At 49.7% G+C, this 24870-nt stretch carries 23 protein-coding genes; 4 read left to right on the forward strand and 19 right to left on the reverse strand.

Annotation, left to right across the window (positions count from 1 at the left end; translation table 11 throughout):
- Positions 1-160: 160 nt before the first annotated feature.
- Genes EDM59_RS05835 through EDM59_RS05845 form a run of 3 tightly spaced genes read left to right on the forward strand, consistent with a single transcriptional unit; the run spans position 161 to position 3881 of the window.
- Positions 161-1261 carry an endospore germination permease gene (locus EDM59_RS05835; protein WP_122922734.1) on the forward strand — a complete coding sequence of 367 codons (1101 nt, stop codon included), beginning with the start codon at positions 161-163 and terminating at the stop codon, positions 1259-1261.
- The gene (locus tag EDM59_RS05840; protein ID WP_122922735.1) at positions 1258-2709 is read left to right on the forward strand and encodes a spore germination protein; all 1452 of its coding nucleotides are present in this window, start codon (positions 1258-1260) and stop codon (positions 2707-2709) included. Before EDM59_RS05835 ends, EDM59_RS05840 begins: the two co-directional genes overlap by 4 nt.
- Positions 2710-2714: 5 nt before the next feature.
- Positions 2715-3881: a Ger(x)C family spore germination protein gene (locus tag EDM59_RS05845; RefSeq protein WP_425455927.1), complete on the forward strand. Its 1167-nt coding sequence runs from the start codon at positions 2715-2717 to the stop codon at positions 3879-3881.
- 17 nt (positions 3882-3898) lie between these two features.
- Here the strand turns inward: EDM59_RS05845 and EDM59_RS05850 are convergent, their stop codons facing one another.
- The 9 genes from EDM59_RS05850 to EDM59_RS05890 all read right to left on the reverse strand — a co-directional run bounded on the left by EDM59_RS05850 (position 3899) and on the right by EDM59_RS05890 (position 13197).
- On the reverse strand, positions 3899-5113 hold the full coding sequence (locus tag EDM59_RS05850) for an MFS transporter (protein WP_122922737.1): 1215 nt from the start codon (positions 5111-5113) through the stop codon (positions 3899-3901).
- Positions 5114-5280: 167 nt separating this feature from the next.
- The gene (locus EDM59_RS05855; protein ID WP_122922738.1) at positions 5281-5748 is read right to left on the reverse strand and encodes a DinB family protein; all 468 of its coding nucleotides are present in this window, start codon (positions 5746-5748) and stop codon (positions 5281-5283) included.
- Positions 5749-5773: 25 nt separating this feature from the next.
- Positions 5774-8029 carry an ATP-binding cassette domain-containing protein gene (locus EDM59_RS05860; RefSeq protein ID WP_122923392.1) on the reverse strand — a complete coding sequence of 752 codons (2256 nt, stop codon included), beginning with the start codon at positions 8027-8029 and terminating at the stop codon, positions 5774-5776.
- 139 nt (positions 8030-8168) lie between these two features.
- Positions 8169-8960, reverse strand: a complete 792-nt coding sequence (locus tag EDM59_RS05865; RefSeq protein ID WP_122922739.1) for an ABC transporter ATP-binding protein — start codon at positions 8958-8960, stop codon at positions 8169-8171.
- 54 nt (positions 8961-9014) lie between these two features.
- Entirely contained in the window at positions 9015-9698 is a 684-nt protein-coding gene (locus tag EDM59_RS05870; protein ID WP_122923393.1) for a DUF554 domain-containing protein, read from the reverse strand.
- Positions 9699-9782: 84 nt separating this feature from the next.
- Entirely contained in the window at positions 9783-11114 is a 1332-nt protein-coding gene (locus EDM59_RS05875; protein WP_122922740.1) for an MFS transporter, read from the reverse strand.
- Positions 11115-11156: 42 nt separating this feature from the next.
- Positions 11157-11942, reverse strand: a complete 786-nt coding sequence (locus EDM59_RS05880) for an HpcH/HpaI aldolase family protein (protein WP_183192819.1) — start codon at positions 11940-11942, stop codon at positions 11157-11159.
- Positions 11935-12279 (reverse strand): cupin domain-containing protein, encoded by a 345-nt coding sequence (locus EDM59_RS05885; RefSeq protein ID WP_092269795.1) that lies wholly within the window; start codon positions 12277-12279, stop codon positions 11935-11937. The genes EDM59_RS05880 and EDM59_RS05885 overlap by 8 nt, the downstream gene beginning before the upstream one ends.
- Positions 12280-12306: 27 nt before the next feature.
- Positions 12307-13197 (reverse strand): DUF6282 family protein, encoded by an 891-nt coding sequence (locus EDM59_RS05890; RefSeq protein WP_122922742.1) that lies wholly within the window; start codon positions 13195-13197, stop codon positions 12307-12309.
- Between the two features lie 334 nt (positions 13198-13531).
- Here EDM59_RS05890 and EDM59_RS05895 point away from each other — a divergent pair, with 334 nt between their 5' ends.
- A complete protein-coding gene (locus EDM59_RS05895; protein WP_183192820.1) occupies positions 13532-14209 on the forward strand; it encodes a GntR family transcriptional regulator in 678 nt (225 codons plus the stop codon).
- Here EDM59_RS05895 and EDM59_RS05900 read toward each other — a convergent pair.
- The 10 genes from EDM59_RS05900 to EDM59_RS05945 form a co-directional block, all read right to left on the reverse strand.
- Positions 14192-15037 (reverse strand): MerR family transcriptional regulator, encoded by an 846-nt coding sequence (locus tag EDM59_RS05900; protein WP_122923394.1) that lies wholly within the window; start codon positions 15035-15037, stop codon positions 14192-14194. The two genes, EDM59_RS05895 and EDM59_RS05900, sit on opposite strands and share 18 nt — an antisense overlap.
- Positions 15038-15119: 82 nt before the next feature.
- Positions 15120-16172 carry a DUF4432 family protein gene (locus EDM59_RS05905; RefSeq protein ID WP_122922744.1) on the reverse strand — a complete coding sequence of 351 codons (1053 nt, stop codon included), beginning with the start codon at positions 16170-16172 and terminating at the stop codon, positions 15120-15122.
- A gap of 59 nt (positions 16173-16231) precedes the next feature.
- Entirely contained in the window at positions 16232-17251 is a 1020-nt protein-coding gene (locus EDM59_RS05910; protein ID WP_122922745.1) for an ABC transporter permease, read from the reverse strand.
- Complete coding sequence (locus EDM59_RS05915; RefSeq protein ID WP_122922746.1) at positions 17226-18734, reverse strand: sugar ABC transporter ATP-binding protein; 1509 nt, start codon at positions 18732-18734, stop codon at positions 17226-17228. The genes EDM59_RS05910 and EDM59_RS05915 overlap by 26 nt, the downstream gene beginning before the upstream one ends.
- A gap of 97 nt (positions 18735-18831) precedes the next feature.
- Complete coding sequence (locus EDM59_RS05920; protein WP_122922747.1) at positions 18832-19881, reverse strand: substrate-binding domain-containing protein; 1050 nt, start codon at positions 19879-19881, stop codon at positions 18832-18834.
- Between the two features lie 105 nt (positions 19882-19986).
- Positions 19987-20523, reverse strand: coding sequence for a D-lyxose/D-mannose family sugar isomerase (locus tag EDM59_RS05925; protein WP_122922748.1), 537 nt, complete (start codon positions 20521-20523; stop codon positions 19987-19989).
- Between the two features lie 21 nt (positions 20524-20544).
- Complete coding sequence (locus tag EDM59_RS05930; RefSeq protein ID WP_122922749.1) at positions 20545-21309, reverse strand: DeoR/GlpR family DNA-binding transcription regulator; 765 nt, start codon at positions 21307-21309, stop codon at positions 20545-20547.
- 73 nt (positions 21310-21382) lie between these two features.
- Positions 21383-22585, reverse strand: coding sequence for a carbohydrate kinase family protein (locus tag EDM59_RS05935; protein ID WP_122922750.1), 1203 nt, complete (start codon positions 22583-22585; stop codon positions 21383-21385).
- A 14-nt stretch (positions 22586-22599) separates the two neighbouring features.
- Positions 22600-23748, reverse strand: a complete 1149-nt coding sequence (locus tag EDM59_RS05940; RefSeq protein ID WP_122922751.1) for a Gfo/Idh/MocA family protein — start codon at positions 23746-23748, stop codon at positions 22600-22602.
- Between the two features lie 2 nt (positions 23749-23750).
- On the reverse strand, positions 23751-24593 hold the full coding sequence (locus EDM59_RS05945) for a class I fructose-bisphosphate aldolase (protein WP_122922752.1): 843 nt from the start codon (positions 24591-24593) through the stop codon (positions 23751-23753).
- Positions 24594-24870: the final 277 nt, after the last annotated feature.

A 24870-nucleotide genomic window follows, 5' to 3' on the forward strand; every position in this document is an offset into this window, starting at 1 on the left:
TACAATATATGAATGGAGTGGTATGTCAATCTATCTTTCGATTCATAGAAACCATGCTCTCAAGTTGCTCGAATCTTATCGCTTTACCAAAATCCGCATAAGGAAGCCCTGAAAATGGCATCATTACCCATATAGTCAAAAAGGAAGGTTGTCCTCATAAGTGGGTAAAGAATCAAGCGGGATCTCTGTGATTCAATTGTTTACGATATTCGCCCTGATGAATGGGCTTGAAAACCATGTGATCATCAATCCTATGCTGCTTGACGCTGCTGGAAGAGATGCTTGGATTACCGTTCTGGTGACCGGGCTGCTTTTTATTGGATGGTGTCTCCTTTTAAACTGGATGAGCACGAGATCGGGTCAGCGTCCTTGGAAGGAGTGGTTAGCGAAGAGTACGCATCCCGTGATCATGTGGATTCTCATGATCCCCATTTGGTTGAATTTGTACTTGATCGGTGCGACAACGGTTATCCACACCGTTACCTGGAATACGACCAACTACTTGCCGGGATCATCGGCGATTTTACTTGTTTTGGCATTGGTCATCATTTGCCTGGTACTCTCTATCTGGGGAGTTCGGATTATCGCGATTACTTCGGGAATTTTGCTTCCGATCGTCATCCTCTTGGGCATTTTCGTCAGTCTGGCAAACTCGGCCGAAAAGAACTTCCAGCTCCTCAAGCCTATACTGGAATACGGGTGGGAACCGGTGAGAAACGGTATGATCTATGCCGCTGGGGGCTTTTCTGAAATGCTCCTCGTTCTGTTGCTTCAGCATCGATTGACGCAGAAGCTTAAGACCTGGCAATTCTTTTCGTACAGCATCTTCACGATCATCATCATGATGGGACCCATCCTGGGAGCGATCACAGAGTTTGGTCCAGTTGAAGCGGCCAAGCAAATGACATCCCCTTACGAACAGTGGAGACTTGTCAGCATCGGCCAATACATTGAGCACGTAGACTTCTTTTCCATTTTCCAATGGCTGGCGGGTGCCTGCGTGCGGGTAAGCACCGCTGTTTATTTGCTCATCGATACCTTGCCCATAAAAAAAAGCGGGCATCGGATATGTACCATTCTCATCGTAATGGCAAGCTACATCTTGCTCTGTAGTGTTCCTGTTATTAATGATTACACCTTTTACCAGTGGATGTACCACTATTCCATCCCTATTTCCTTTTATGTACTCTTCTCCTTATCGATCATTTGGTTTGTGATTACCTTATTTGCGAAACCTCTGCGAAAGGCTGAATCTGGATGATGAAGATGGAGCGCAGCTGGTCTGAAGATCAATTCAAGGATCTCTATAGAGGGTCGGCGGATGTCAGCATTGAGCCTTGCTATTTTCGTTCAGATGCTACTCCGACTGTCCTTCTGATCTATGTCAATGGCTTATGTGACTCCATCCGCATTCAAGAAGTGGTCCTGCCTGAGCTCATCCGTTTTTACGAGGCCCAAACGTTGGAAATCCCATCGCTGGACCCTCTGAAGACCAAGCTTTCCCTCCTCTCTTTTCTAGACGTTCCTACGATCGACGAAATTGACGAATCTATTTTCGAAGGGGATCTTTTTCTTTTTTTTGTGAACGAGTACCGCTTTTACCGAATGCATTTGAACAGTGTCCCCAAGCGTCCTCCCGAAGAGTCGAGCACAGAAATCTCCATCAAAGGGCCAAAAGACGGTTTTACAGAGGATATCACGACCAACGTGGCGCTTATTCGCAAACGGATCCGCAGCCATTCGCTTCACGTGGAAGAGTATGTCATCGGCAAACGAACAAAGACCAAAGTAGCCTTGCTGTATTTTACGGATATTATCGACCCGAAAATTTTAATGGAAGTACAAACAAGGCTCACTTCAATCGTAACCGACGGTCTTTACAGCATAAACCAGCTGGAAGAGTCTCTAACAGGCTCCAAACTAAAAATATTGCCGCTTATCGAATACACAGGCAGAACAGACTTTTGTGTAAATGCGTTACTGGCGGGAAGGTTCGTGCTTGTCATAGACGGAAATCCAATGGTCTTAGTCGGACCCGCAGGTTTAAGCTTGATTTTGAAGTCTCCTGAGGATATTCATTTCAATTATACTTACATCTCATTTGCGAGGGTCATTCGAATCTTTAGCCTTTTTCTCTCCGTCTTTTTGCCAGCCGTATGGGTCGCTTTGATGGCGTTTCATCAAGATCAGCTTCCCTTTCGAATCATGGCTACCATTGCCGTTTCACGTTTGGGGCTACCTTTCTCCTCGCAGATTGAGATGTTCATTCTGCTGATGCTCCTGGAGATTTTTCGGGAAGCGGGTATTCGTCTGCCCAATGCGATTGGTCAAACACTGACTTCTATCGGAGGGTTAATTATTGGCGATGCCGCTATTCGAGCAGGGCTCGTCTCCCCCTCGGTGGTTGTTGTCGGTGCCATCACAGCTATTTGCAGTGTAACCTTGGTCAACCAATCACTCAGCTCCGTCAGCAGTATCCTGCGTTTCTTTTTCTTCTTTCTCGCTTGTTTTCTCGGGATGTACGGGGTTATTTTAGGTATCGTCCTATTTGTCGCCTATATGGCAAGCCAGCGATCGTTTGGAGTAAATTATTTGGCGCCACTCTCCCCCTTGCTCTTGAAAACGGTCGTTCAGTCTTTTTTGCGAGTGCCATGGGAGATGCTGCGCCGCCGGCCAACCAGCATCCAAACACAGGACGATGATCGGTAAGGAGGGTGTGCGCATTGAAGGTAGGCCGCATTTTTGTCCATTCCCTGCTCGTCCTTCTCTTTTTCCTTTCAGGATGCGGAAACTCGCGGGACATTCAGAATTTGGCCTATGTGACTGCTCTTGGTGTTGATTATATCGATGGCAAGTATGTATCCTATGTGCAAGTTTTGAATTTCAGCAATATCGCCCGCTCAGAAGATTCCGTGCTAGGAAAGCCCGTTCCGATCTGGATTGGTGTTGGAGATGGACAAAGTCTGTCTGGTTCGCTGACGGAAATCAATGCTTCCTCCCAATACCCTTTGTTTTGGGGACATCTCAAAACGGTAGTAGTGACGGAGAGAGCCATGACACAGGGAATCGCCGAAATATGCAGCACGTTAAATCGCAATCGTGAAATTCGCTACAATATCCTCGTCTATGGTACCAAAGAAAATCTGACGGACATCTTGACGCAAAAGTCGATCTTTAACCTCTCTCCGTTGGACACAATCATGTTTACAGGCGTGCAAATGAGCAGCCAAAAATCTTTCTTAGTTCCCCTGAACGGAAACCATGCCATCGCCAGTTTGAATGAAAAAGGGAACCCGGCTATGATTCCCTCGATCGCCATCTCCAAGAAGAACTGGCGCGAAGATCACAAGAAAAAAGGAATGTTCATGATATCTGGCGCTTACTTTTTTGAAAATCATCGGTTAAACACGTGGATGCCGCTCTACGAGTTAAAAGGAATACGCTGGACAAATCGCGAGCTCGAAAAAACCCCGCTTCGCGTACCATCCGAAGTCCCTTCGGGTATCGTGATCATGATGACGCATCCCCGCTTTAAAGCGACACCTCACATCAAGGGAAATACCGTTACGTTTGATTTACATGTAAAAGTAGAAGGGACGATTTACGAGCAGTTCGATGATATTCCGACGAGTCAGCTTGAGCTGCATGCCGGGGAGGCCATCGAAGCGGAGCTGAGAAAAACGTTTGCGAAAAGCGTGGCTCTCAAATGCGATCCTTACCAATTACGCGAAATCATCTACCGTGATTTCCCTGCTGATTTTCATCGCCTGACAAAAAATAAGCCCTTCTTTTTAGATAAAAAATCGCTCGGAAGTGTAAAGGTCGAGGTGAAGGTGACTAGCACAGGCAAAATTAAAGGAGGATTTAATCGCAAACCGTAGCAGCAGGCCATTCAAGCCTAGAGGGACCTGCTGTTTTTCTCGAGCAAAGCATGCTTTCCTTTCAACAGGGCATTCAGCTTTTCCGTAAAAAAGAGCATTCCCGCAGCGCTCAGGACAATTGCCCACGGAAAAATGGCAATGGATGTTTGGGACGCCAAAAAACCAAAAAGCGGCGGCAGACAAGTGCTTCCCGTATAAGCGAACGCCATTTGATAGCCTATCATGGACGGAGCGTTTTCCCTTCCAAAGCGTCTCGGTGTTTCATGGAGCATGCATGGATAGATCGGAGCAAGGCCGAGCCCCGCAATGATCAAGCCTGCTAGTGAAACAAATGGCGGCAATGGCAGGATCAGCAAGCTCGCCCCAAATAACGCTATCCACTGGCCGAGACGGATGAGGGATTGATTTTTTATCGTAAAGGTAACAAATCCCGTAATGAACCTGCCTACCGTGATGCCCGCATAATAGAAGGAAATCCATTGAGCAGCAACAGCTGCAGGAACTTCTTTCACATAGACGACAAAGCTGCTCCCCCATAAACCGATCATCGCTTCGACCCCGCTGTACAGCAAAAAGGAAGCGAGTGCCAATCGCCCCCCTTTGATCTGGAGCGGATGAGAAGTATGGACACCTTCTGTCTCGATAAGAGGCGCTTCGATTAAGGGAGCCTGTGCGCGATTGGCTGCTGCTCGCTCCCATAAAGGGAATGTAAGGAACAAAATCACCACTAACACAAATTGAATGCAGGCAACAATGAAATAGCCTTGCCTCCATAGGGTTTCCTCAGATATATAAGGCGCCATGATCAGCGGTCCAAGCATGGCCCCAACACCCCAAAAGCAATGCAGCCAGCTCATATGATGCGCTTTGTAATGGGCCGCTACGTAATGGTTCAATCCCGCGTCTACTGCTCCACCCCCTAGCCCAAGCGGAATGGCGAGTATCCATAGCCATAACAGCGATGGGGCAAAAGCCATTCCGAGCAAAGCGGTGGCAGTCATGATGCAGCTAACCAAGGTGACTTTACCAGTACCGAACCGCTTCAATACGGTTCCACTCGCTAAACTGGATACAATGGTGCCGGCAGCAATGCTCATAAAGAGGAAGCCAGCCATCTCCATCGGGGCCTTCAAATCCTTTTGCATCACCGGCCATGCTGCACCTAGCAACGAGTCAGGCAAGCCCAAGCTGATGAAAGCCAAATAGATCAGGACTAAAAAGAAAGTCGCCATCCTTCCCTCCCGCTTATATCTTCCCGTAGTCGGTCAAAAAACAGAACCTGCAACCATACCTATTTACGCGTCATTGGTTTCATTACGGAAAGGAGCAAATCAAAAAGGCGCTATCTTCCTCAAGAAAGCGCCCCGAAAGCATTAACCATAAAAAAATTATGTCTCCCTTAACGAGTCGATGGCCAAGACCCTTGCATTTTTCTAGTCTGAATGATTTGCCCTGTATGATAGGCATCATGAAGCATGATGTCCAGCAGCTTCTCTTCCTCAAGCTGGTCGAGCTTTTCAACGGAGAGGCTGCTCAAGACCTGCCTGAGATTGCGTTGTGCGCTTTCCGCACGTACAACGACCGTTTGCCAGTCCTGATTATCATTCGTTTGATCGGTATAATGGAAGGTGTCATCCCCATCGAGATGATGCGTCCACTCTCTCCCATCCAGATTTGCTGCGAGCCTCTCTTTGTAATAAATGAGGTGGTTTACATTCTCCCAGATGGTTTTCGTGGCCGCTCCGGGAGGCTTCCAATTCGCCTGATCAGCAGTAAGTCCTTGTATGGCATGCTGAAAAGGTGCGTACCAGCTCTCTTTATCGAATGTGGAATCTAGGACCTTCAGTAGCAAATCCATTCGGCTCACAGACAGTTCCTCCTTGTTGGTTGGATTACTTCAAGTATCTTCCCGTAATCGACTGCTCGGCATGGATGATCTGCTCAGGCGTACCCTCGAACACGACCTGACCGCCCTTGCTTCCTCCATCCGGCCCCATATCGATAATCCAATCCGCTTGGCTGATCACTTCCAAGTTGTGCTCGATCACGATGACTGTATTTCCGGCATCGACGAGGCGGTTCATGATTTCCAGCAGATGACCGATATCTGACATATGCAGTCCGGTCGTGGGCTCGTCCATCACGTAAATGCTTCCGTTCTTGTGCAGCTCGCTTGCCAGCTTGATACGCTGGCATTCCCCACCAGAGAGTGTGCTTAGCGGCTGTCCGAGGGTAAGATAATTCAGCCCCACATCGCTCATCGCCTGCAGCTTGCGCACAACCTCTTTTAGCGAAAAGAACTCCAACGCCTGCTCCACGGTCATCTCCAGCACTTCTGCAATGGATTTGCCGTCGAGCTTATAGGCAAGCACCTCTTCCTTGAACCGTCTACCGCCACATACTTCACATGGCAGCTTCACGCTGTCGAGAAATGCAAGGTCTGTATACACGACTCCCAGCCCTTGGCAGTTCTCGCAAGCCCCTTTCGAGTTGAAGCTGAACAAGCCTTGGTTTACCTTGTTCGCCGTGGCAAACGCTTTGCGTACATCATCCATTATGCCTGTGTAGGTCGCAGGGTTCGAGCGTGTGGATACTCCTACCGCTGATTGGTCGATAACGATCGCATCCGGATGTTGGCGGAGGAAGACCTCGTTAATCAGCGTGCTCTTGCCCGAGCCGGCAACGCCTGTAACTACGGTAAGCACACCTGTTGGAATATCGACGCTCACCTGTTGCAAATTGTGCAGGGTAGCATCCTTGATAGACAGCTTGCCTGAAGGCTGTCTGCAATCGTGCTTTCGTTGGAGTGGTCGCTTCATATGGTTGCCGGTCAATGTACCTGAAGCAAGCAGGCCCTGGTAGCTTCCTTCATACACGATCGTACCACCGCGGCTGCCAGCATGTGGACCGACGTCGACAATATGATCCGCCACCTTGATCACATCGGGATCATGCTCGACGACAATCACGGTATTGCCCTTGTCCCGCAGTTTCTGTAACAGATCATTGAGCCGGTGCACATCACGGGGGTGCAGGCCAACGCTCGGCTCGTCAAATATGTAAGTAACATCAACCAGACTTCCGCTCAAATGCTTCACCATTTTGACGCGCTGCGACTCACCGCCGGACAACGTATCCGTCTCGCGGTCCAGCGTTAAGTAGTCAAGTCCGATATCCACCAGATGCTCCAGCCGCTCTGTCAGCGACCGCACGATCGGTGCGGCAACAGGATCGACTATCTCGCCTATGACACGGATGAGCTGTCCGACCTCCATGGAAGACAGGTCAGCAATGTTATACCCATGGATCTTGCAGCTGAGCGCGGCCTTGCTAAGTCTCGAGCCGTGGCAGCTGGAGCACGGTCCCTCGGAAATGAATGGGGCAACAGCCTTCTGCGTGCGCTCTGATTTGGTCTTCACATCCTGCTTGATGTACTTGTTCGTGAACTTCTCGATCACGCCTTCCACCGTAATATTCGTGGCCTTCCCGGCGAAGTCCATTTTTACTTTCCTCGCCTTGCCAAAGAGCAGCTGCTCCCGTTCTTCATCCGAATAGTCACTGAGCTTCTTATCAGGATCGAAGTCCCCCGACTGCACGACCATCGTCCAATCCCAGCTTTCCACCTTATAGTCCGGCAGCAAGATGGCCCCTTCATTTAACGATTTTGACATGTCCAGCGCCTTGCTCATGTCGACGACCAGCTTGCGGCCAATCCCGTTACACTCGGGACACATACCTTGTGGATCGTTGAACGAGAACATGTTCGCTTGTCCAATAGAGGGCTGACCTACTCGCGAGAAAAGCAGACGGAGAATGGGAGATATATCGGTAATTGTTCCCATCGTGGAATGAGAGCCGCCACCCAGCCGCTTTTGATCCACGATCACAGCCATGCTCAGGTTTTCGATCGCGTCTGTATCCGGCTGCGGATAGCGGGGCAGGAACGTACGCACGAACATGCTGAAGTTCTCGTTTAGCAAACGCGTAGACTCTGCGGCGATCGTATCGAAGACGATCGAGGATTTGCCAGAACCGGATACTCCGGTGAAGATCGTGATTTTCCGTTTGGGAATGCGCAACGATACATTCTTGAGATTGTTTTCCCTCGCTCCCGAAATGACGATAAACTCCTGGTTCGCTTCGCTCATGCGCAACATCCTTTCGATCGTGCCTGTTTTTACATTCATTTCCATTGTACCATTCTTCGGGTCGGGAAAGTCGACTGCCCGGCACGGAAGCTCGTCCATGAAAAAACCGAGGGCAATACCCTCGGCTAGCTGATCTTACTCATGGATTCGATAGAGGACTTCCAAGCAGTTTGAGAATGGGCCTATCGTTGTGCCAATCCAACTCAAGCGGTACGTGATAAGCACGCGACAGGTTTTCTGTGGTCAAAACCTCATGCTTTGCACCAGCCGCTATGATTTTCCCTCTTTCGAATAATGCGCAATGGGTAAACAGAGGGACAATTTCATCCAAATGATGAGTGACATAGATCAAAGTGGACTCAGCAACCGTTTTTTCCAAGGTCATTAGCACTTGTTCACGCTCGTACAAGTCAAGCCCGGAGCAGACCTCATCCAGTACCAATAGATCCGGAGATTTCATGAGCGCGCGGGCAAGCATGACTTTTTTCCTTTCTCCTTGGGAAAGAGAGCCAATCAACTGATCATGCAGATGCGTCAAGCCGAATTGTTCGAGCTTCTCGTACGCTTTTTCCTTCAGCTTTGGAGGCATTTCCTCATACATCCGCAAGTAGCTGTATTCACCGGTGGCGACGACTTCCCATACAGGGTCGTGAGAGGTCAGTCTTTCAAATAACGATTGGCTGACATACCCGATGCGCTTCCGAATCTCTCGTACATCGCATTCACCGTATGTATGTCCAAGTACCTGCACACTCCCCTTGCTGGGAAACAAGTAGCCAGTGATCAGCTCTAGAATCGTCGTCTTGCCAGAGCCATTTCTCCCTAGAAAGACCCACCGCTCCCCTTGATCAATCTGGAGATGCACATCTGTAATAACCTCGCGCTCCTGGCGTTGAAAAAAGATCTCTTCCAAGCGAACTACGCTGCTCATCTGCCGATTCCCCCATTTTTCATACTCCGTCTTTTTTTCTTTCTACTTGTCCCGTCAAAACCCGATGAGACTCTTCACCGTCAAATATACCACTGGAAAGAGCAAAGCGGGTATCAGATTCATCGTTTTAAACTTCTTCACTCCAAGAATGCTTAGTCCTGAGCTCAGAATCAAGACACCGCCGATAATCGAAATTTCCGTGAGCAGCTCGGGGGTAATAAAATCGGCTACATACCCTGCCGCCATGTAGAAAAAGCCTTGCCAACAAAACAAAACGATCGCAGATAAAGCAATCCCGATGCCAAAAGTTGCAGCCAGCACCATGGATGTGATCAAGTCCAAGATCGCGTTGGTAAACAAATAAGTCTGATTGCCGTTCAATGCACTCTCAATCGGTCCGACTATGGACAAGGTACCGATGCAAAATAGCAGCACAGCCGTCGATAAGCCCTCTGCCAGGTTTCCTTTGGAGATACGAGAGACGAGCTTCTTAAATCGGCTCTCCATATCCAGCTTTTCCCCGACAATACTCCCTACTGCGAGACTGACGATGAACAAAACCGGGTACTGACTATTCCCCATATGCTTCGAGATGGAAAAAACGCCAAGTGCCGTGACGGCGAGTCCCATTCCCTGCATCAGGATGTCTTGATAGGATTCTTTCATCCCTCTCTTGAAAATACTTCCAATCACACTGCCAATGATGATCAATACGACGTTCACAATGGTTCCGAGCACGGTGATTTTCCTCTCCTTCATTTATTCTTGGAGAAAGAATAAACCCTCCAGTAGATGGAGGGTCAATGAAAAGTTGCTGCTCGCTTATAAGTCGACTTCTTTGGTTTCGGGACCGATCAGTGCGCCTATTGTAATGAAGAGTCCGCCTATGACCAGAATCACGATCGGGGTATAGACATACGGCATGAAGCGTTGCAAACCGAGCATGATAAATGGCGTTAGCGCTGGAATGATAAGTGCCAGACTGTAGCCTACTCCATAGCCGGAAGCTCGTACTCCGGTATGAAAGCGCTCCGTGATGTACGAGGTCAAGACGCCAAAGACCGGAATCACCAGCGAGTTCACCAGCAAAACCAAAAGGATGAGAGAACCAGCACTCTGGTAGCCGCTGCTGAGCAGATAATAGTAGAGAATCGGAGAAACGGTAAAGCCCAAGATGCCGAATAGAATGAGGACTGCTTTTCGTCCGATTTTTTGGCTGATGGCTCCTGCAAAAATAAACAGAAAGAACATGACAATGTTTGTGATGAGTTGTGCATTGGTGGAAAGGGTACTGTCTACCTTCAGCATCTTCAGCATACCAGGCAACGACGAAATGATTGCGTTGGTTGCAAACCACACACCGCTCATGACCAGAAATACTTGGCCGAGCTGGGCAAGATTTGCTTTGCTGAATAGATCCTTGAGAGGGTTATCCGCCTTTTTGGATTCTTTCCATACCTCTGATTCTGGTACTTTATAATAGGAGTAAATAAATAGGGCAAAAGATAGCAAGGCACCGATGATAAAAGGAATTCTCCACCCCCACACGGCATAAGCGGAGGTCGCGTCTCCCGCCGGGAATAGTTTCAGGGTAGCCAGCGTCACAACGGATACGATAATGGTTCCAGCTGGAAAGCCGGCATTGATAAATCCGCCAAACAGTCCACGCTTTTGCTTGGGTGCGTACTCCATAGCCAAAGGATTCGCTGACGTATACTCGCCTCCCATAAAAATACCCGCAAACAGTCGGAGGATCGCCATCGTGATAATGCCGCCGAGTCCCCAGGCAGCATACCCGGGCAATAGCGCAATCAACAGTGTCGAGACCGCAATGCCAAGAATGGATACCAGGGTCGTTTTTCTCCGCCCGATCTTGTCTCCGTAATAACCGAAGATCATCGAACCAATCGGCCGTCCAATCAGCGACAGGACAAATACCAGGAAATAGAGCGTCGTTGCTACTGTCGGCGAAAGATCTGCCGGCTGAAAATACACCATCGCAGGCGCTAGGGCAATAATCGGCAAATATACGTCAATCATATCGACTGTAAATCCAAAGAAGGCTGCCAGTAACGTTTTCTTTCCCTCTTCACTCAGCTTCTCGCTGGATTGGTCTTTCGTTACAAGGATGCTGTCTGTTGCTGCTTTCCCCATGGATAACCCCCCTTAGGCTCTATCATGCTTGGAAACTGCGCCTTACGCGTTTTCACGCAAGGCACAGACTTTGACGATACCTTCTATTCCCTGTTTGAACAAAGCTACATCGGACGCCCATACGATATAGGGAATTTGATGTTGGAGCGCAAAACGATACTGCTCTTCATTCGTGACGGCGATTCCCGCTTGTTTCCCCCGCTGCTGACAAACCTCCAAAATGCGATGGACGGGCTGGGCGAGCCCTCCGCGCAAATAGTCGGCTCCAACTCCCAAGGATATTCCCAGATCGACTGGCCCGATAAATGCTACATCCCATCCCTCTACCTGGCAGATCGCATCCACCTGATCGTAAGCGCTTTCAGTTTCGATATGAATGGCTATCGTTGTCTGCTGGTTGGCTTTTGCCAAATAGTTTGGCGGTGTATTCCCGAAACCTGCTGCGCGGTGGGCGTAAGTGACTCCACGTGACCCTTCCGGCGGATATTTCGCTTTGTCTACAGCATCCTTGACCTCCTCGACTCCGTACAGCTGCGGGATCTGGATGCCCGTCGCACCCAAATCCAACGCTCTGAGCACGGAGCTCCTGGTCGCATCCGGTATCCTCACCATGCTCGTCATACCATGGAGATCTGCTGCGCGAACCATCTGCTCCACCTGAGAGAAGCTCAGGGTGGTATGCTCCATATCGATCACGATAAAGTCAAAACCTGCCATCCCTAACAGCTCGATGATCTCTGCGGAAAAAATCTTCACAAAGGTCCCCAGCTGCGGCGCGCCCGCTCTCAGCCTCTCTTTGAAGGTGGAGTTCCTCTCCTGCCTATGCATCGTACTCTGCTCTTTTCGGTGTAAAGATGTCCAGATTGTATACAGGCTCATCGCCCACGACCTCTGCGTAATGCTCTACATCGGGCGGCACGACGAGAAGTCCTCCTGCCTCCAGATAGACGATCTCTGCACCCACATGAAAATTCACCTTGCCGCTCACGATGTAGACAATCTGCTCGTAGGAATGATGATGCGGCTTCGGTTCATGTCCGGGGTGAAGTACGTGCAGGGCGAGCGTAGCCCCTTCTCCGCTGAATGCTTTTCGAGTCACTCCTTCGCGTACGAGCACTTCCTGCATCGTGTTCCAGTTGGCTGCCTTAATGGTTGCGTTCCCCATATGTTTCCCTCCTGTGTATGTGGATTTCTAGCCTTCTACCAAAAACGTCGTGTTGGTTGCAGTCATTTGCTTGATTTCTTCTTTTCCAAAGCCATTGTTCAGCAGATTGGTAACAAAAGTGACCATGCCTTCATCTGGGAACGGATTGTTCACTTGCCCAAGGTCGCTGGAAAGAATCGTACGCTCTGGTCCGACATAGCGAATCATTTCATACAGCTGTTCCCAGTCCACGCCATACGTCGGTGTAATGACACCAAAGCACTGCTCCATGAAAGCTCCTAGCTGCGTGAGCTCCTTCTGCTCCTCTTTGGAAAGGCTTACAGAAGAAAACGTGGGATGGGTGACCACGACCTTTTTCACGCCGTGATCGCGTGCGGCTCGAACCAGATGATAAATTTCTTCCTTGCCCAAGTGACCGGTGGCCAAGATCAGATCTCGCTGCGCCACAATCTCCACTACTTCCAGGGCAGCTGCCGTCAGCTTGCCATCCTCTAGAATGGAAAGACCGGCCTGGGTTTTGCCCTGCTGATTCAGCTCCAGCTGGACCTTCGCCCAAGGGGGCAGCTCTTCATAGCTGTTTTGCGCCAATAAGTATCGGAGCTCATTGGCTGCATCAAAAGTAGGCATCCAAACAATTTTGGCGCCGTCTCGCGCTGCCATCTCGACTGCCATCGGATTGATTCCACCTGTCGGATAGTTCAAGGCAATCGCCCCGATCGGATTGACGTCAGGATACAGCTTCTTCACCAATCTCGCCCGCTCTGCAGTACAGAAGTAATGAGATTTGATCCCGAAGCCTTTCATTCCTAGACGTTGTACCCGCTCCGCCATCTCGAGGTCATCGAGCTTCCGTTCGTTGACATCAGGTCCTGTGTGTACATGGAGGTCATACGCTCCCTCAAGCAACTCTGCGTACATCGTATCAGCTCACCTTCTGCTCAAAATGATATGGAAAATTTTCATCATTACATATGATGATGAGTCAAATTATATATAATCTGAATCATGACTGTATATTATAAAAAATATTGCGAAACTTCAAGAGCTTTTTTCCATGAATTTTCTCACGACGCGTTTGCGAAAATACCCTTCGTTTACGAATTATGTACAAAATCAGCAAAATCATATATAATTACTATCCGACATGATATATTTTTAGTGGATTCTTTCTTAAAAGAATCCTACTTCTTACATCTATAGAATGACTAGAATGGGATTTGCGAGAATCATATTTCGAGGGAGCGTTTATTCCATGACAATCGGAGATTTTGAGGGGAATACCAAATCAGATAAAGTATACGAGTATTTGAAGGAGAGAATTTTGACCGGGGCCTACAATCCTGGAGACCGTCTCGTCATTCGAGAGGTATCTCGCCAGCTTGGAGTGAGTGACATTCCCGTACGTGAAGCGATCAAGAAGCTGGCTTCCGATGGTTTGCTCGAGCTGAAGTCACATAGTGGCGCGCGAATTGCACCTCTGAATATTAAAAACCTGGAGGAAATCTTCACGATTCGCGTAGAACTGGAGACGCTTGCCACTAGACTTGCCGTAGATGCAGCGACTTCCGAGGAGCTGGACCTCTTAGAAAGCTATGTACAGAGCATGGATGAAAGCATCCAGAATAACGACATTCCCACCTACACCGCGAGCAACCGCCAGTTCCACCAGCTGCTCTACCGCGCCTCCCACGCGCCTATTCTGGTAGAAATGATTGAGAATCTGTTCATGAGAAGCGAAAATTCAAAGATGATTTTCCACCATGATCCCGCTCGTCTGCGCGCGTCCAATGAAGAGCACCGCGCCGTTGTAGAGGCGCTGCGCAGCAAGGACCGGGAAAAAGCCGTATCCGTCATTCGGGCACAAAAAGAGAGTGGATTTAAAATCGTGATCGATGCCTTAAAGCTATCCAGATCACTGCTCGGGGGGTAAACCTGCCTCCCTGCTCGTTTTGACTCGTATCTGGATTTCGGTGACAAATTTGGATCTGTCATTTGTAAGACCGTAATCGATCAACGTAATTTCAATCGCATCCTCCGTCATTTCGTAGCCTTTCCGCTCGAAATAATCCAAGAGCTTTTCATAGTAGAAAGAGGCGTCGGCGTGCGTCCCTGTAAAGCGAATCGTGGCGTATTGGCCAGCAGGGAGCGTCGTTGCCTGCGCCTCCTCCATTTCCAAGCTTTCATTTTCCATGATGACAAAGATAGAGTCGTACTCCTCAAAGCTCCGTTCCTTCACCTTTTCCACGTCAAGCAATAATCCGACCTTCCCCAGAAAAATCGTGGACTTCATCCTCGTACTGTTTTCCAGCAGGCGTATAGACATTTCCAGGCTGTCGTTCTTTTGAATTTTTTGTTTCAGACGAACGATCATGCGTTCCGGAATGAACACTTCTTTGATCTTATCCAGCTCTTCTTTCTGTGTGGCGTCCGTGATCTGATGGATGCGGCTCGCAATCTTTTTTTCAATCTGCTTAAATTCCTGGATGCGCCTTTGTGTTTCCCGCTGTTGTTCTTCCAGTAACTGCAGGATTCGATCGATATCCCGGTTCTCCAGAAAGTACTTCACATTTTTCAGCGGGATGTTCAATGCCTTTAAGTACAGAATCGTATTGAGCTGTTCAAATTGCTCGATCGAGTAGTAGCGGTAGCCTGTTTTTTCATCGACGTGGGCAGGCTTAAACAAGTCGATATCATCGTAATATCGCAAGGTGCGGATATCGATTTGGAAGAGCTTTGAGATTTCTCCTATTAAAAACATCAGGCAGCACGTCCTTTGGGCACTTTTCACCAGCAGCGGAAAAGCGAAGATAAAATTAGTATAGAAGCTAGCATACAATCATTCAATCTCCGCAAGCACTGTGCCCTGTGTTGTCCCCCCTTCCTTCGAAAACCGTGAGCTTCAATGAAAAGCATTTGGACTGTGCTGGCTCGATGCGCATCGCCACTCCTTTTTCTATCGAGTCTAGCAAGCCTTCCTCTGAAAACGTACTGCAAGGCTCCACTCCCATGACGTAGCAGCGCCCGTAAAACGGGTAGTCTTTGAGTCCCTGAAATTCTTGCCAGAGCCATACATACGGCATCACACGCAGATCCCAGGCAACGCCTACCGACAGATCAAGCTTGCCATTCGTAAGCTCGTAATAGCCCTCTGACAAGTCGCATAAAACGCCAAAATCGGTTGTTTGCTCGTGACGCGACGGCAATTTGCTCATATCGTGGATGGTGCCGTGTGAAGTAACGAGCGGCCAGTGGGATGGACCAGAAGGCAATCGAGACAAGCGTTGATCTCGCACAGCGCCGATGATCGTTTGAGCTGGGACATGAAGCGAGCAATCTTCCGAGAGAAACGGCTCGCCGAAAGCAATATGCTGCCCCCACTCGCAGTCCATGGCTTCCCTACCCAGGTTTGTGATTTTCTCTTCGATCGTCAGAGTCGCCGTGTTCGACTCCAGCTGCAGTACCCGCTCCAGACGAAAGGGGGATCTCGTCAGATCGGTACAAAATCGTACACGCAGCTTCTCTCCCGTTTCCTCGACCTGGTACTTCCAGGGCACCATGCTCGCTTCTCCATGAAAGCCGTACAGTGCGCCTTTATAGTGACATTCATTCCCCGCATTCGGAAACATGAGCTGCCAGCCTCCCTGATAGGCATCCAGCCATCGCTGCTTGGAGCCTTCGCTGTGCAGCATGCACATTCCCGGCGCGCTCACCCCCCATGGGGCTTTCCACAAAAGCTCCAGATTTTCGCGTTTTTTGTACTGAATGCTGTGTATATCCGCTCCCTTCGCTGGCAGGACGACTACCCGCAGCAGCGGGGTATGCATTTCGATAGCGAGCATTCCGTTTTCCAGTCTGCTTTCCTTGACGATGCACAGATTGTCAGGCATTGCCATCTGTCCCCCCTATTCCTACCGAAAAAACAGCCCAAGAAAAGAATCGGGCTGCTTACCTTCTAACGGGCACGCTTTTTCTGAAATTGGATCGCTGTAATGAGAACAGCAATGAGAATCAACAGGCCTCGAACGATGTATTGCACGTACTCGTTAATATTTAATAGAACCATGGCGTTGATCAGTACCCCGAGAAAGATTAGCCCGATAAAGGTGCCCCACACCTTGCCAATACCGCCCATCAAGCTGGTTCCCCCGATAATGACGGCCGCAATGACCAGCATCTCCCACCCTTTTCCAAAGTTGAACGATCCAGACATCACTTGCGATGACACGAGGATTCCGCTCAAGGCTGCACAAAGCTGAACGGCAACCATGCAAATGATCTTCACGCGGGTAACATGGATTCCGGAGAGACGCGCTGACTCGGGATTGCCTCCAACGGCATACACCTCACGCCCAAATTTCGTATGGTTCATGATGACAAAAACGACTGCGAAGACCAAGAGCAGAATGATCGCGGGGATGGGGATCGACCAAATCTTCCCCGAGCCAATCACGCTGTACCAGGATGGAAGCGTCGTAACGGGAAACCCTTTTGATACAACAGCAGCCAGCCCGTAGATTACATTGAGCATCGCGAGCGTGATGATAAACGAAGGCAGCTTGTATTTGGTCAGTATCCATCCGTTAAAAAGCCCGAGCAAGCCAGCTGCGAAAAAAGCGACAACGATTCCTACGAGGGCTGCTTGGTCGATTCCCATCCAGCCTGCTCCAGACAACCATCCGCTCACCAGACCGACAATCACACCTGTTAAAGCAACCGTCGAGCCAATCGACAAATCAATCTCGCCTGCGATAATCACCATCGTCATGCCAAACGCGATGCATCCCTGCAGAGCCATGTTCCTCAGGATGTTCAGCAGATTATCCGTCGTGAGGAAGCCAGGAGAAGCGAAGGTCATCGATAGAATAATCACGAGGAGGATAATCTCCAGCACGTATTTGTTGACGATTTTGCTCCATAGGGCTGCTTGGCCCTGCTTCTTTGTATGGTTAACCTCGATCGGGGTCGATTTCACGTTCCTCGCCTCCCATACTCAGCGCGTACACATCTTCCATCCGCAGCTCTTCCGGTTCGTATTCCCCCACAATCTGTCCATCGCGCAGGATCAATATGCGGTGACACACCTCCAGCAGCTCCTCCAGCTCAGAAGAAACGATGATGCTGGACACGCCTTTGCGCGACTGATCCCAAATGATTTGAAAGATTTGTTGCTTGGCGTTCACATCGATACCTCGGGTCGGCTCGTCAAAGAAAATGACGCGGGGATTGCTGTTCAACCAGTTTCCCACGACTACTTTTTGCTGATTGCCACCCGATAAAGAAGAGATCGGATGCTCGATGTCGGTCACCTTGATTTGCAGATCAGACACTTGGCGATCGACAAGCTGGAGTTCCTTTTGACGATCCAGAAACAGACCTTTTCGGATCTGGTCGAGATTGGCAAGACATAGATTTTCCCGGATGGAATGGATTTGAATCAAGCCTTCTTGTTTTCTGTCCTCCGGTGTCAGGGCAAAGCCCCATTTTTTCATTTTTTCAGGAGTAGGGGCAGGGATGCTCTCCCCTTGATAAATAATCTCTCCGCTGTCAAAACGTTCTGCGCCAAAGATGGATTTTAACAGCTCTGTACGTCCTGAGCCGAGCATCCCAGCAATTCCGAGAATTTCTCCTTCACGCAGCTGAAAGGAAATGTCTTTCCATTTGTTTTTCCTGGTTAATCCTTTTACCTCCAGGACAATCCGTTCCGACCTTCGTGAATCACTCGGACGCGTCCGAATTTCCACATCGCCAAACATCATGCTGATCAGCTCACGCCGGGATAGCTTTGCCATGGGTGCTGTACCAATCAACTGGCCTTCTCGCAATACCGTGCAGCTGTCCGCTATTTCCCATAGCTCGTGCAAGCGATGCGAAACGTAGATGATAATCACGTCCTGCTTTTTTAATTCGCGAATCATCGCAAAGAGCGCTTCTACCTCGTTCTTCGCCAAGGCTGAGGTGGGTTCATCCAACTGCAGCACCTTTGGCCGAAAGCTCATCGCCTTTACGATTTCGATCATCTGCGCTTGCCCGACACTTAAGTTGTAGACCATTTCGTCTGCGGGTATATCCACACGCAGCTCTTGTAATAGCTCCTTTGCCTTCGCATACGTTTGCTTCCAGTTGACGAGCGGACCACGCATCGGGGTTCGGCCGAGCAGGATATTCTCCGCTACGGACATCCCGGGAACGAGGCTTAGCTCCTGATACACGGTAGCAATTCCTTTGGCAAATGCTTGACTCGGGTCTGTGAACTTCAAGGGGGTGCCATCGAGCACGACCTCGCCGCTGGTCGGCTGGACCGCTCCCGAAAAGATTTTGAGCAGAGTGGACTTTCCAGAGCCATTTTTCCCGAGCAGCGCATGCACCTTGCCACTTTCAAAGGAAGCGGATACTTGCTGCAAGGCAACCGTGCCAGGGTATATTTTGGTTATGCTTCTCGTCTCCAATCTCGTCACTTTGGGCCACCACCATTCCCTTGCAAAAATAGAAAGCGGGCCCTGCAGAATCGAGAAGAGGCATACTGCAGGAACCCTGGAAATGCGAATCGAACACCTATTTCCCCATCTTTGCTTTCAGATCTGCTTCGAATTTGGCGATGCCATCCGGATTGGAACGGCTGAGCAAGATACCGTCTACAATCTCGGTCTTCCCTTTGCTCGCACTGACGTCCTCTCCTTTTACTTGCTTGATCAAAAGCTCCATAGCCTTGTAGCCCATGGTGTATGGATCTTGACCAGTTATCGCCTGCAGGATGTCGTCATCTGCTTTCAGCATGGAGATTAGCTGGTCGCTGGCATCGGTGCCAAAGACTTTGATCTTCCCTGCTTTTCCAGCATTCTTAACGGCCATGACCGCACCGATCGTCCCGCCTTCATTTGCGGCCCAGATGATGTCGACATCCGGATGAGCGGTCAGTACGTCACCTGTCACCGCTACTGCTTTATCCTGAATCCATGCGTCCTGATCGGCCACAATCTCCACGTCAGGATTTTCCTTTTTTACTTCTTCCACAAACCCGGTATAGCGTGCTGTACTTTGCTCAGGGAGCAGCGACTTGTATTGAATGATCGCAATCTTCGCTTTGCCGCCCAATTTTTCTTTGATATAGGCTGCTGCTTCCTTGCCCGTAATCTGCCCGATGTTCTGATTGTCGGACGTGAAACCGCCAACTATGAACGGGGCATTGCTCAAAGAGATATTCGTGACCGCTACCTTCACCCCTTGCTCATCCGCGCGCTGCAATGCCGCTATGGAGGACTCCTGATTCAATGGGGCAATCGCAATTCCGTTCACCTTTTGAGCAACGTAGGTATTGATCAGCTCTGCCTCTTTTCCTTGATCGTTTCCTGTATTGCTCGTCAAGATTTTTACTCCGGCAGCTTTGGCAGCATCCTCATACCCAATGGAGAGCAGCTTCATGAACTGGTCTTCCTGAAAAACGACACCCGCAACAGTCAACTCCCCTCCGCCCGATGAGCCAGATGCTCCACTTCCAGCACTGCCACTGCCATTCCCGCCAGCAGGTGTACTACTGCATGCGGCGAGCATAACCGTCAGGAGTGTTGAGACACCAATCAGAAGCGATTTCCTCCACTGCTTCATTGCCGATTACCCCTTTCCATTTGTAAGGAATCTGACAAGGCGAAAGTAAGCGCTTACTAAAATACCTCAGCTGCTGTTTTAGGAATTTTCCGTCAAAATGACGTCTTACGTATTGATACCTTCCAGTCGATTTACACCTGGGTCAGTAAACACATCGAACTCATCCCGGCTCGTACTGGAAAATTCGGACACGATTGCCCCTTCGTCGCTCGCCTGAAACCAGTGCTTCGTATGCGGGGGAATCGTGTATTGCTCGCCTGGCCTCAAAATGATTTCGTGTCTGGCTGTGTAAAAGGCTTCTTTTCCTGCGGGAGGAATGCCTTGAATGTTTGGCGTTTCCTCCCCTTCCACGTACAGATAGACCGTCCCCCAACGGCAGCGGAACGTTTCCATTTTCCCATCTTCCCCATTTACAGGTGGATGCAGATGCTCCGGGCAGGTTTGCCTTGGGAAAAGCACCAGCTCTTTGGCGCAGTAACGATCCGTATTGATGTACGTAAACAGCTGCAGCCCTTCGATCTCAAGATGTCCCAATCCCATATCCGCAATCTCGATTTGTTTCTGCTCTTCCTCTGTCAGCAATAATCCCGCTTTGTGTAAAAGCTCTACCGTGCGCTGCTTTACTTCTTCACGATTGGCCATGGACAAAAACCCCCCTGAAATTTAGACGAGAATGAGCTTCGGACTTTCTTTTTCCTGGAACTCGCGCTGGTACTCCTCTTTTACTTGCGTGGTCGAAATCACGGCATCGACGTGCTCCCAACCAGCGAACCTGTTGAAGGCCGTTTGCTCAAATTTCGTATGATCCGCGACTACATAGACGTGACGGGTCACGGTCATCATTGTACGCTTGACTTCTCCCTCGACCATGTTGGAATTCATGAGACCGCGCTGCTGGGAAAGCCCACTGCACCCAATAAAGGCGTGATCCACCTGCAGCTGCCGTAAAAACTGAACGGTTGTGGGGCCGACCAGCGATTGCGTGGAATGACGTACATCGCCTCCCGTCATAATGACCTGCAGATTCACATTTTGCGACAGCAAAGAAGCAATATTAATCGCATTGGTAATGACCGTGATGTTTTTTTGAGCGAGCAGCTTCCTCGCGATTTCGAGAGTGGTCGAGCCTGCATCCAGCAGCACAGATTGCCCCTCCAAAACGAGGGAAACCGCCTTTTCGGCAATTCTCTCCTTTTCCGGCTTGTGCGAATCCTCGCGAATGGAAAGCAGAATGTCTTCTTCCAAATCTTCGGTGTAAACGACACCGCCATGAACCCGCTTGAATGTACCCAATTTTTCCAGCTGCACCAAGTCGCGGCGAACGGTCATATCCGATACCCGAAAATGCTCGATCAATTGTTGAACCGTAACATTTTTCTGTTTCTCAATAAACTCTTTCATCTGTATTTGTCTCGTGCTGTTCAGCATGGTTTTCCCCCTCGAAAGCGAAAGCACTTGCCTTGATTTATTCAAGCTATCGAACAAACATTTTCAAACAAAATTAAACGCGCGATCGATCCTTGGGTCCGACCCATACCGTTGCCGCCTCCTGCCACTCCCAGCAGGCAGGATTCTGTCGCAAAGGAAGTCGATCCCCCATCTCCTGTACCCGTATGGATACTTGCTCCCACGGAACCACGCCGCTCGTGGCATCGATCGCTTCCACACAAAAAGCACCGACGGCAACGGCGTGATTCATCGCGCTCTCAGGCGAAAGCCCCTTGAGCAACCCCGCCAAAAAACCTGCGATGGTGCAATCTCCCGCACCTGTCGTTCCTTTTACATCTGTTTCAAAGCAAGGTGCCCACAGCTGCCGATCGGACCAGCTTTCCACGTCGTCAATCAGCCCTGCCCCTATTTCTAGAAGCCGTTTGTTGGGACCTGTTTGCAGATACAAGCCGGATTCTCCCAGCTTGATGACAACCATTCCGCACCCCATACCAAGCAGCTCTTCTGCAAGCTCGCCAATCACTTCTTCTCCGACAAGAGCCAAAATTCCGTCCTGGCCTGCCCGAAGCTGCAGCTCATCATAATAAGAGCGCTTCAGCATGAACAAGGTTTCCTCCAAGCTGGGCAAGAAAATGTCTACATGCGGCAAGGCTTTGCGCAGGAAGCCTACCCAGTCGATGTTCCCAGATTCCGCATCCGGGTCAGGCATCGCCATGTCCAAAGAGGTGGCTACCCCCAAAGCTTTTACTTTTTCCATCAGCTGCGCAAGATGATGCCCATTCCCCTCGCGGATACGTTTCATTTGTGGCGGATAGCCAAAATGGAACAGCTTTGCCCGCTCGACCTGTTCGGTTTTGATGTCCTCAACCACAAATGTATCATTGGCGCCAGGACAATGCAGAAAGATGCGATCAACACCAGGAATGCTCAAGACGATCGAGTAAGAGGTGTGCTGTCCCTCTGCTACGATCATGGTTTCAGTCAAACGAGGATCCACTCTCTTCAAGGAATCAAGGAGTATCCTGCCGAATTCATCATTGCCCACTTTGCCCATGAGACTCGTCGATATCCCCAGACGAAGCAGGGCAACCCCTGTATTGGCGACGGCTCCACCCGTTGCGATCGTCGCAGCTCCTACCTCAATCAGTTTGCCTGGCAAGAAAAAATGCTTTAGTAATTTCCCTTCCTGAATGGAAGGGATGACATCCAGACAAACAAGACCGGCGACCACGACTTCCGGTATTTTAGAGTTCATGTCGTTACCACTCCTTATTCCAGGTTGACAATCACACCCTTCCGATGGGATTCCAAAGCAGCCGAAAATAACTGATGGGTAAAAGCAGCTTCTTGTGGAGTGGCACATGGGAAGGGCTGGTGCATATTTGGGCCATTTACGACTTCATCGCAAAACGCTGCCCACATCTGCAAAATCGCATCGGAAAAGCCAAATTCAAAAATATTTCCGGTAATCGTCGGGTATGCAGAAGCATAGGGCAAATCTTCCGTGCGCCAAGCCTGCTCTCCTCCGGGCCGATAACGCATCGTACGTAATTCCTTCGGGTTTTTGGTACTGAATTCGACGGAGCCTTCCATCCCAAGCACACGAATGAACCAAGTATTGTTATGACCAGGAGCAATGCGCTTCATCGATAGACTCATGGGGAAAGCATGTGAATTCGCTTTCACCTCGCAAAGCAAGGTAGCGTTGTCCCACGTCTCACAAGGGACTAGACTGCCATCTGCTTCTGGCCTTTGCTCCACCAGTTTACTTAGAATCGCTCGCACATTTCGCGGCTTCCACCCAAGACGCAGCGGCAAGTGCAGGACGTGCATCCCCAGATCTCCCATGCAGCCGTATTCGCCATTCGTAGCGATCCGGCGCTTCCAGTTGATCGGCTTTTGCGGATTCAAGTCACTGCTATGTAAAAATCCTGCTTCCACCTCGATGACTTTCCCCACGTTTCCCTTTCGCACAAAGTCATAGACCTTTAAGCCCCCTGGAAAAAAAGGCAGCTCAGAGGAGCAGCGCACCACCACATCTGGACGCTCCGAGATAGCTTCCATCACTTGCTCATTCGCTACCCGATCGATGCCGAACGGCTTTTCGCCCAGCAAATGCTTGCCTGCCTGAATAATCGCTGTGTATAGCTCCGCGTGCAAGTGATGGGGAACCGCACAGTAGATGGCATCGATTTCTGCCAGCGAAAGCAGCTCCCGGTAATCCTTTGTCACATGACGAATGCTGGGGAAATGGGATGTGAACCACTTTGCAGCAGCCAGATTGGCGTCACAAACAGCGACGATCTGCGGCTCGGCTTCCGTATCCAAAAGATGACACCAGCGCGAAACGGCACTGGCAAACTCCTTGCCCATCAAACCGCATCCGATGACTCCGAATCTCACCTTCTTTTTTGACATCTTCAGCGATTCTCCTCTTTCAAGATTTGCAGCGCGTGCTCGACAGTCGCCCCTTCATGAACAATTGCCATAAAGGCCCGGGTTATTTCCCTAGGTTTCGGATGCTGAACGACATTTCGCCCATAAACAATTCCGGATGCGCCTTGTTGCATGAGCTGATAGGTCCTTGTGAGAATCTCCTCCTCCGATGCTTTTCCGCCGCCTCGTACCAAGACAGGAATTCCAGATGCGGCTTCAATCACCTGATGATACTCCGTGATGTCGTCACAGGGATCTGCTTTGATGATATCCGCCCCCAGCTCTACCGCCTGTCGCACAAGCGGGATGATTTTCTCGATGTTCCCGTCCACCAGATAACCGCCACCCTGCTCATTTGGCAGCATGACCAACGGTTCTACCATCAGCGGCATCCCGTATTTTTCACAGGCGGGTTTGATTGCACAAACGTTCTGGATACATTGATGATAGACCTCAGGCTGGTTCGGAATAGAGAACACATTGACCACGACACAAGCAGCATCCAGCGAGAGAGCCTGCTCCACCGGATTTTGAATCATCTCGCTGAACAAATGTCTAGGCAGCTCTTTTCCGTAAACATTGGCAACATCTATACGCAAAACAAGGGACGGTTTTTGTCTGCCGGAAATCCGCTGTAAATACTTCGCCTGACCGACGCTGAGCTGAATCGCATCCGGATCGGCCGCCACGACCGTCTTTACAGCGCGCTCCATCGACTCGATCCCGGACAGAAAAGCATACTCATTGAAAAAGCCGTGATCAATGGCCACATCAAAGCATTTTCCATCAGCAGCAAAGAGCCGGTTGAGCCGGGCAGAAGGCGACATCTTCATCACTCCATTAACGGAATATTTTTGTTTGTAAGATATATGCCTATCATAGACAGGAGATAACTGGAAATCAACATAATTATCACAAACAAACATTAACGAACAAACAGCTTGTTTATCGCTAAGGAATTTCGTTCACTCTGTTCACTTACACGTGAATTTCACCCGCTGCCTTCTAGCCTCGCTACTTCGGCATACGATGTTTGCACGGAGAGAAAGGAGGTAAGACAGTTGAGTATCAAAAGGACGATGGAGTGTTTCCATCATTTTGTTA

The sequence above is a fragment of the Brevibacillus nitrificans genome, from assembly GCF_003710965.1.
Taxonomy (GTDB): domain Bacteria; phylum Bacillota; class Bacilli; order Brevibacillales; family Brevibacillaceae; genus Brevibacillus; species Brevibacillus centrosporus.

Coding starts and splice junctions, on each gene's coding strand:
- EDM59_RS05925 (WP_122922748.1), bottom strand. CDS start 20,523: ATGGCCAATCGTGAAGAAGTAAAGCAGCGCACGGTAGAGCTTTTACAC.
- EDM59_RS05905 (WP_122922744.1), bottom strand. CDS start 16,172: ATGGCAATGCCTGACAATCTGTGCATCGTCAAGGAAAGCAGACTGGAA.
- EDM59_RS05875 (WP_122922740.1), bottom strand. CDS start 11,114: ATGGGGAAAGCAGCAACAGACAGCATCCTTGTAACGAAAGACCAATCC.
- EDM59_RS05885 (WP_092269795.1), bottom strand. CDS start 12,279: ATGGGGAACGCAACCATTAAGGCAGCCAACTGGAACACGATGCAGGAA.
- EDM59_RS05865 (WP_122922739.1), bottom strand. CDS start 8,960: ATGAGCAGCGTAGTTCGCTTGGAAGAGATCTTTTTTCAACGCCAGGAG.
- EDM59_RS05940 (WP_122922751.1), bottom strand. CDS start 23,748: ATGTCAAAAAAGAAGGTGAGATTCGGAGTCATCGGATGCGGTTTGATG.
- EDM59_RS05890 (WP_122922742.1), bottom strand. CDS start 13,197: ATGTACGCAGAGTTGCTTGAGGGAGCGTATGACCTCCATGTACACACA.
- EDM59_RS05895 (WP_183192820.1), top strand. CDS start 13,532: ATGACAATCGGAGATTTTGAGGGGAATACCAAATCAGATAAAGTATAC.
- EDM59_RS05880 (WP_183192819.1), bottom strand. CDS start 11,942: ATGCATAGGCAGGAGAGGAACTCCACCTTCAAAGAGAGGCTGAGAGCG.
- EDM59_RS05850 (WP_122922737.1), bottom strand. CDS start 5,113: ATGGCGACTTTCTTTTTAGTCCTGATCTATTTGGCTTTCATCAGCTTG.
- EDM59_RS05920 (WP_122922747.1), bottom strand. CDS start 19,881: ATGAAGCAGTGGAGGAAATCGCTTCTGATTGGTGTCTCAACACTCCTG.
- EDM59_RS05935 (WP_122922750.1), bottom strand. CDS start 22,585: ATGAACTCTAAAATACCGGAAGTCGTGGTCGCCGGTCTTGTTTGTCTG.
- EDM59_RS05860 (WP_122923392.1), bottom strand. CDS start 8,029: ATGAGCGAAGCGAACCAGGAGTTTATCGTCATTTCGGGAGCGAGGGAA.
- EDM59_RS05930 (WP_122922749.1), bottom strand. CDS start 21,309: ATGCTGAACAGCACGAGACAAATACAGATGAAAGAGTTTATTGAGAAA.
- EDM59_RS05945 (WP_122922752.1), bottom strand. CDS start 24,593: ATGTCGCCTTCTGCCCGGCTCAACCGGCTCTTTGCTGCTGATGGAAAA.
- EDM59_RS05840 (WP_122922735.1), top strand. CDS start 1,258: ATGATGAAGATGGAGCGCAGCTGGTCTGAAGATCAATTCAAGGATCTC.
- EDM59_RS05900 (WP_122923394.1), bottom strand. CDS start 15,037: ATGTTTTTAATAGGAGAAATCTCAAAGCTCTTCCAAATCGATATCCGC.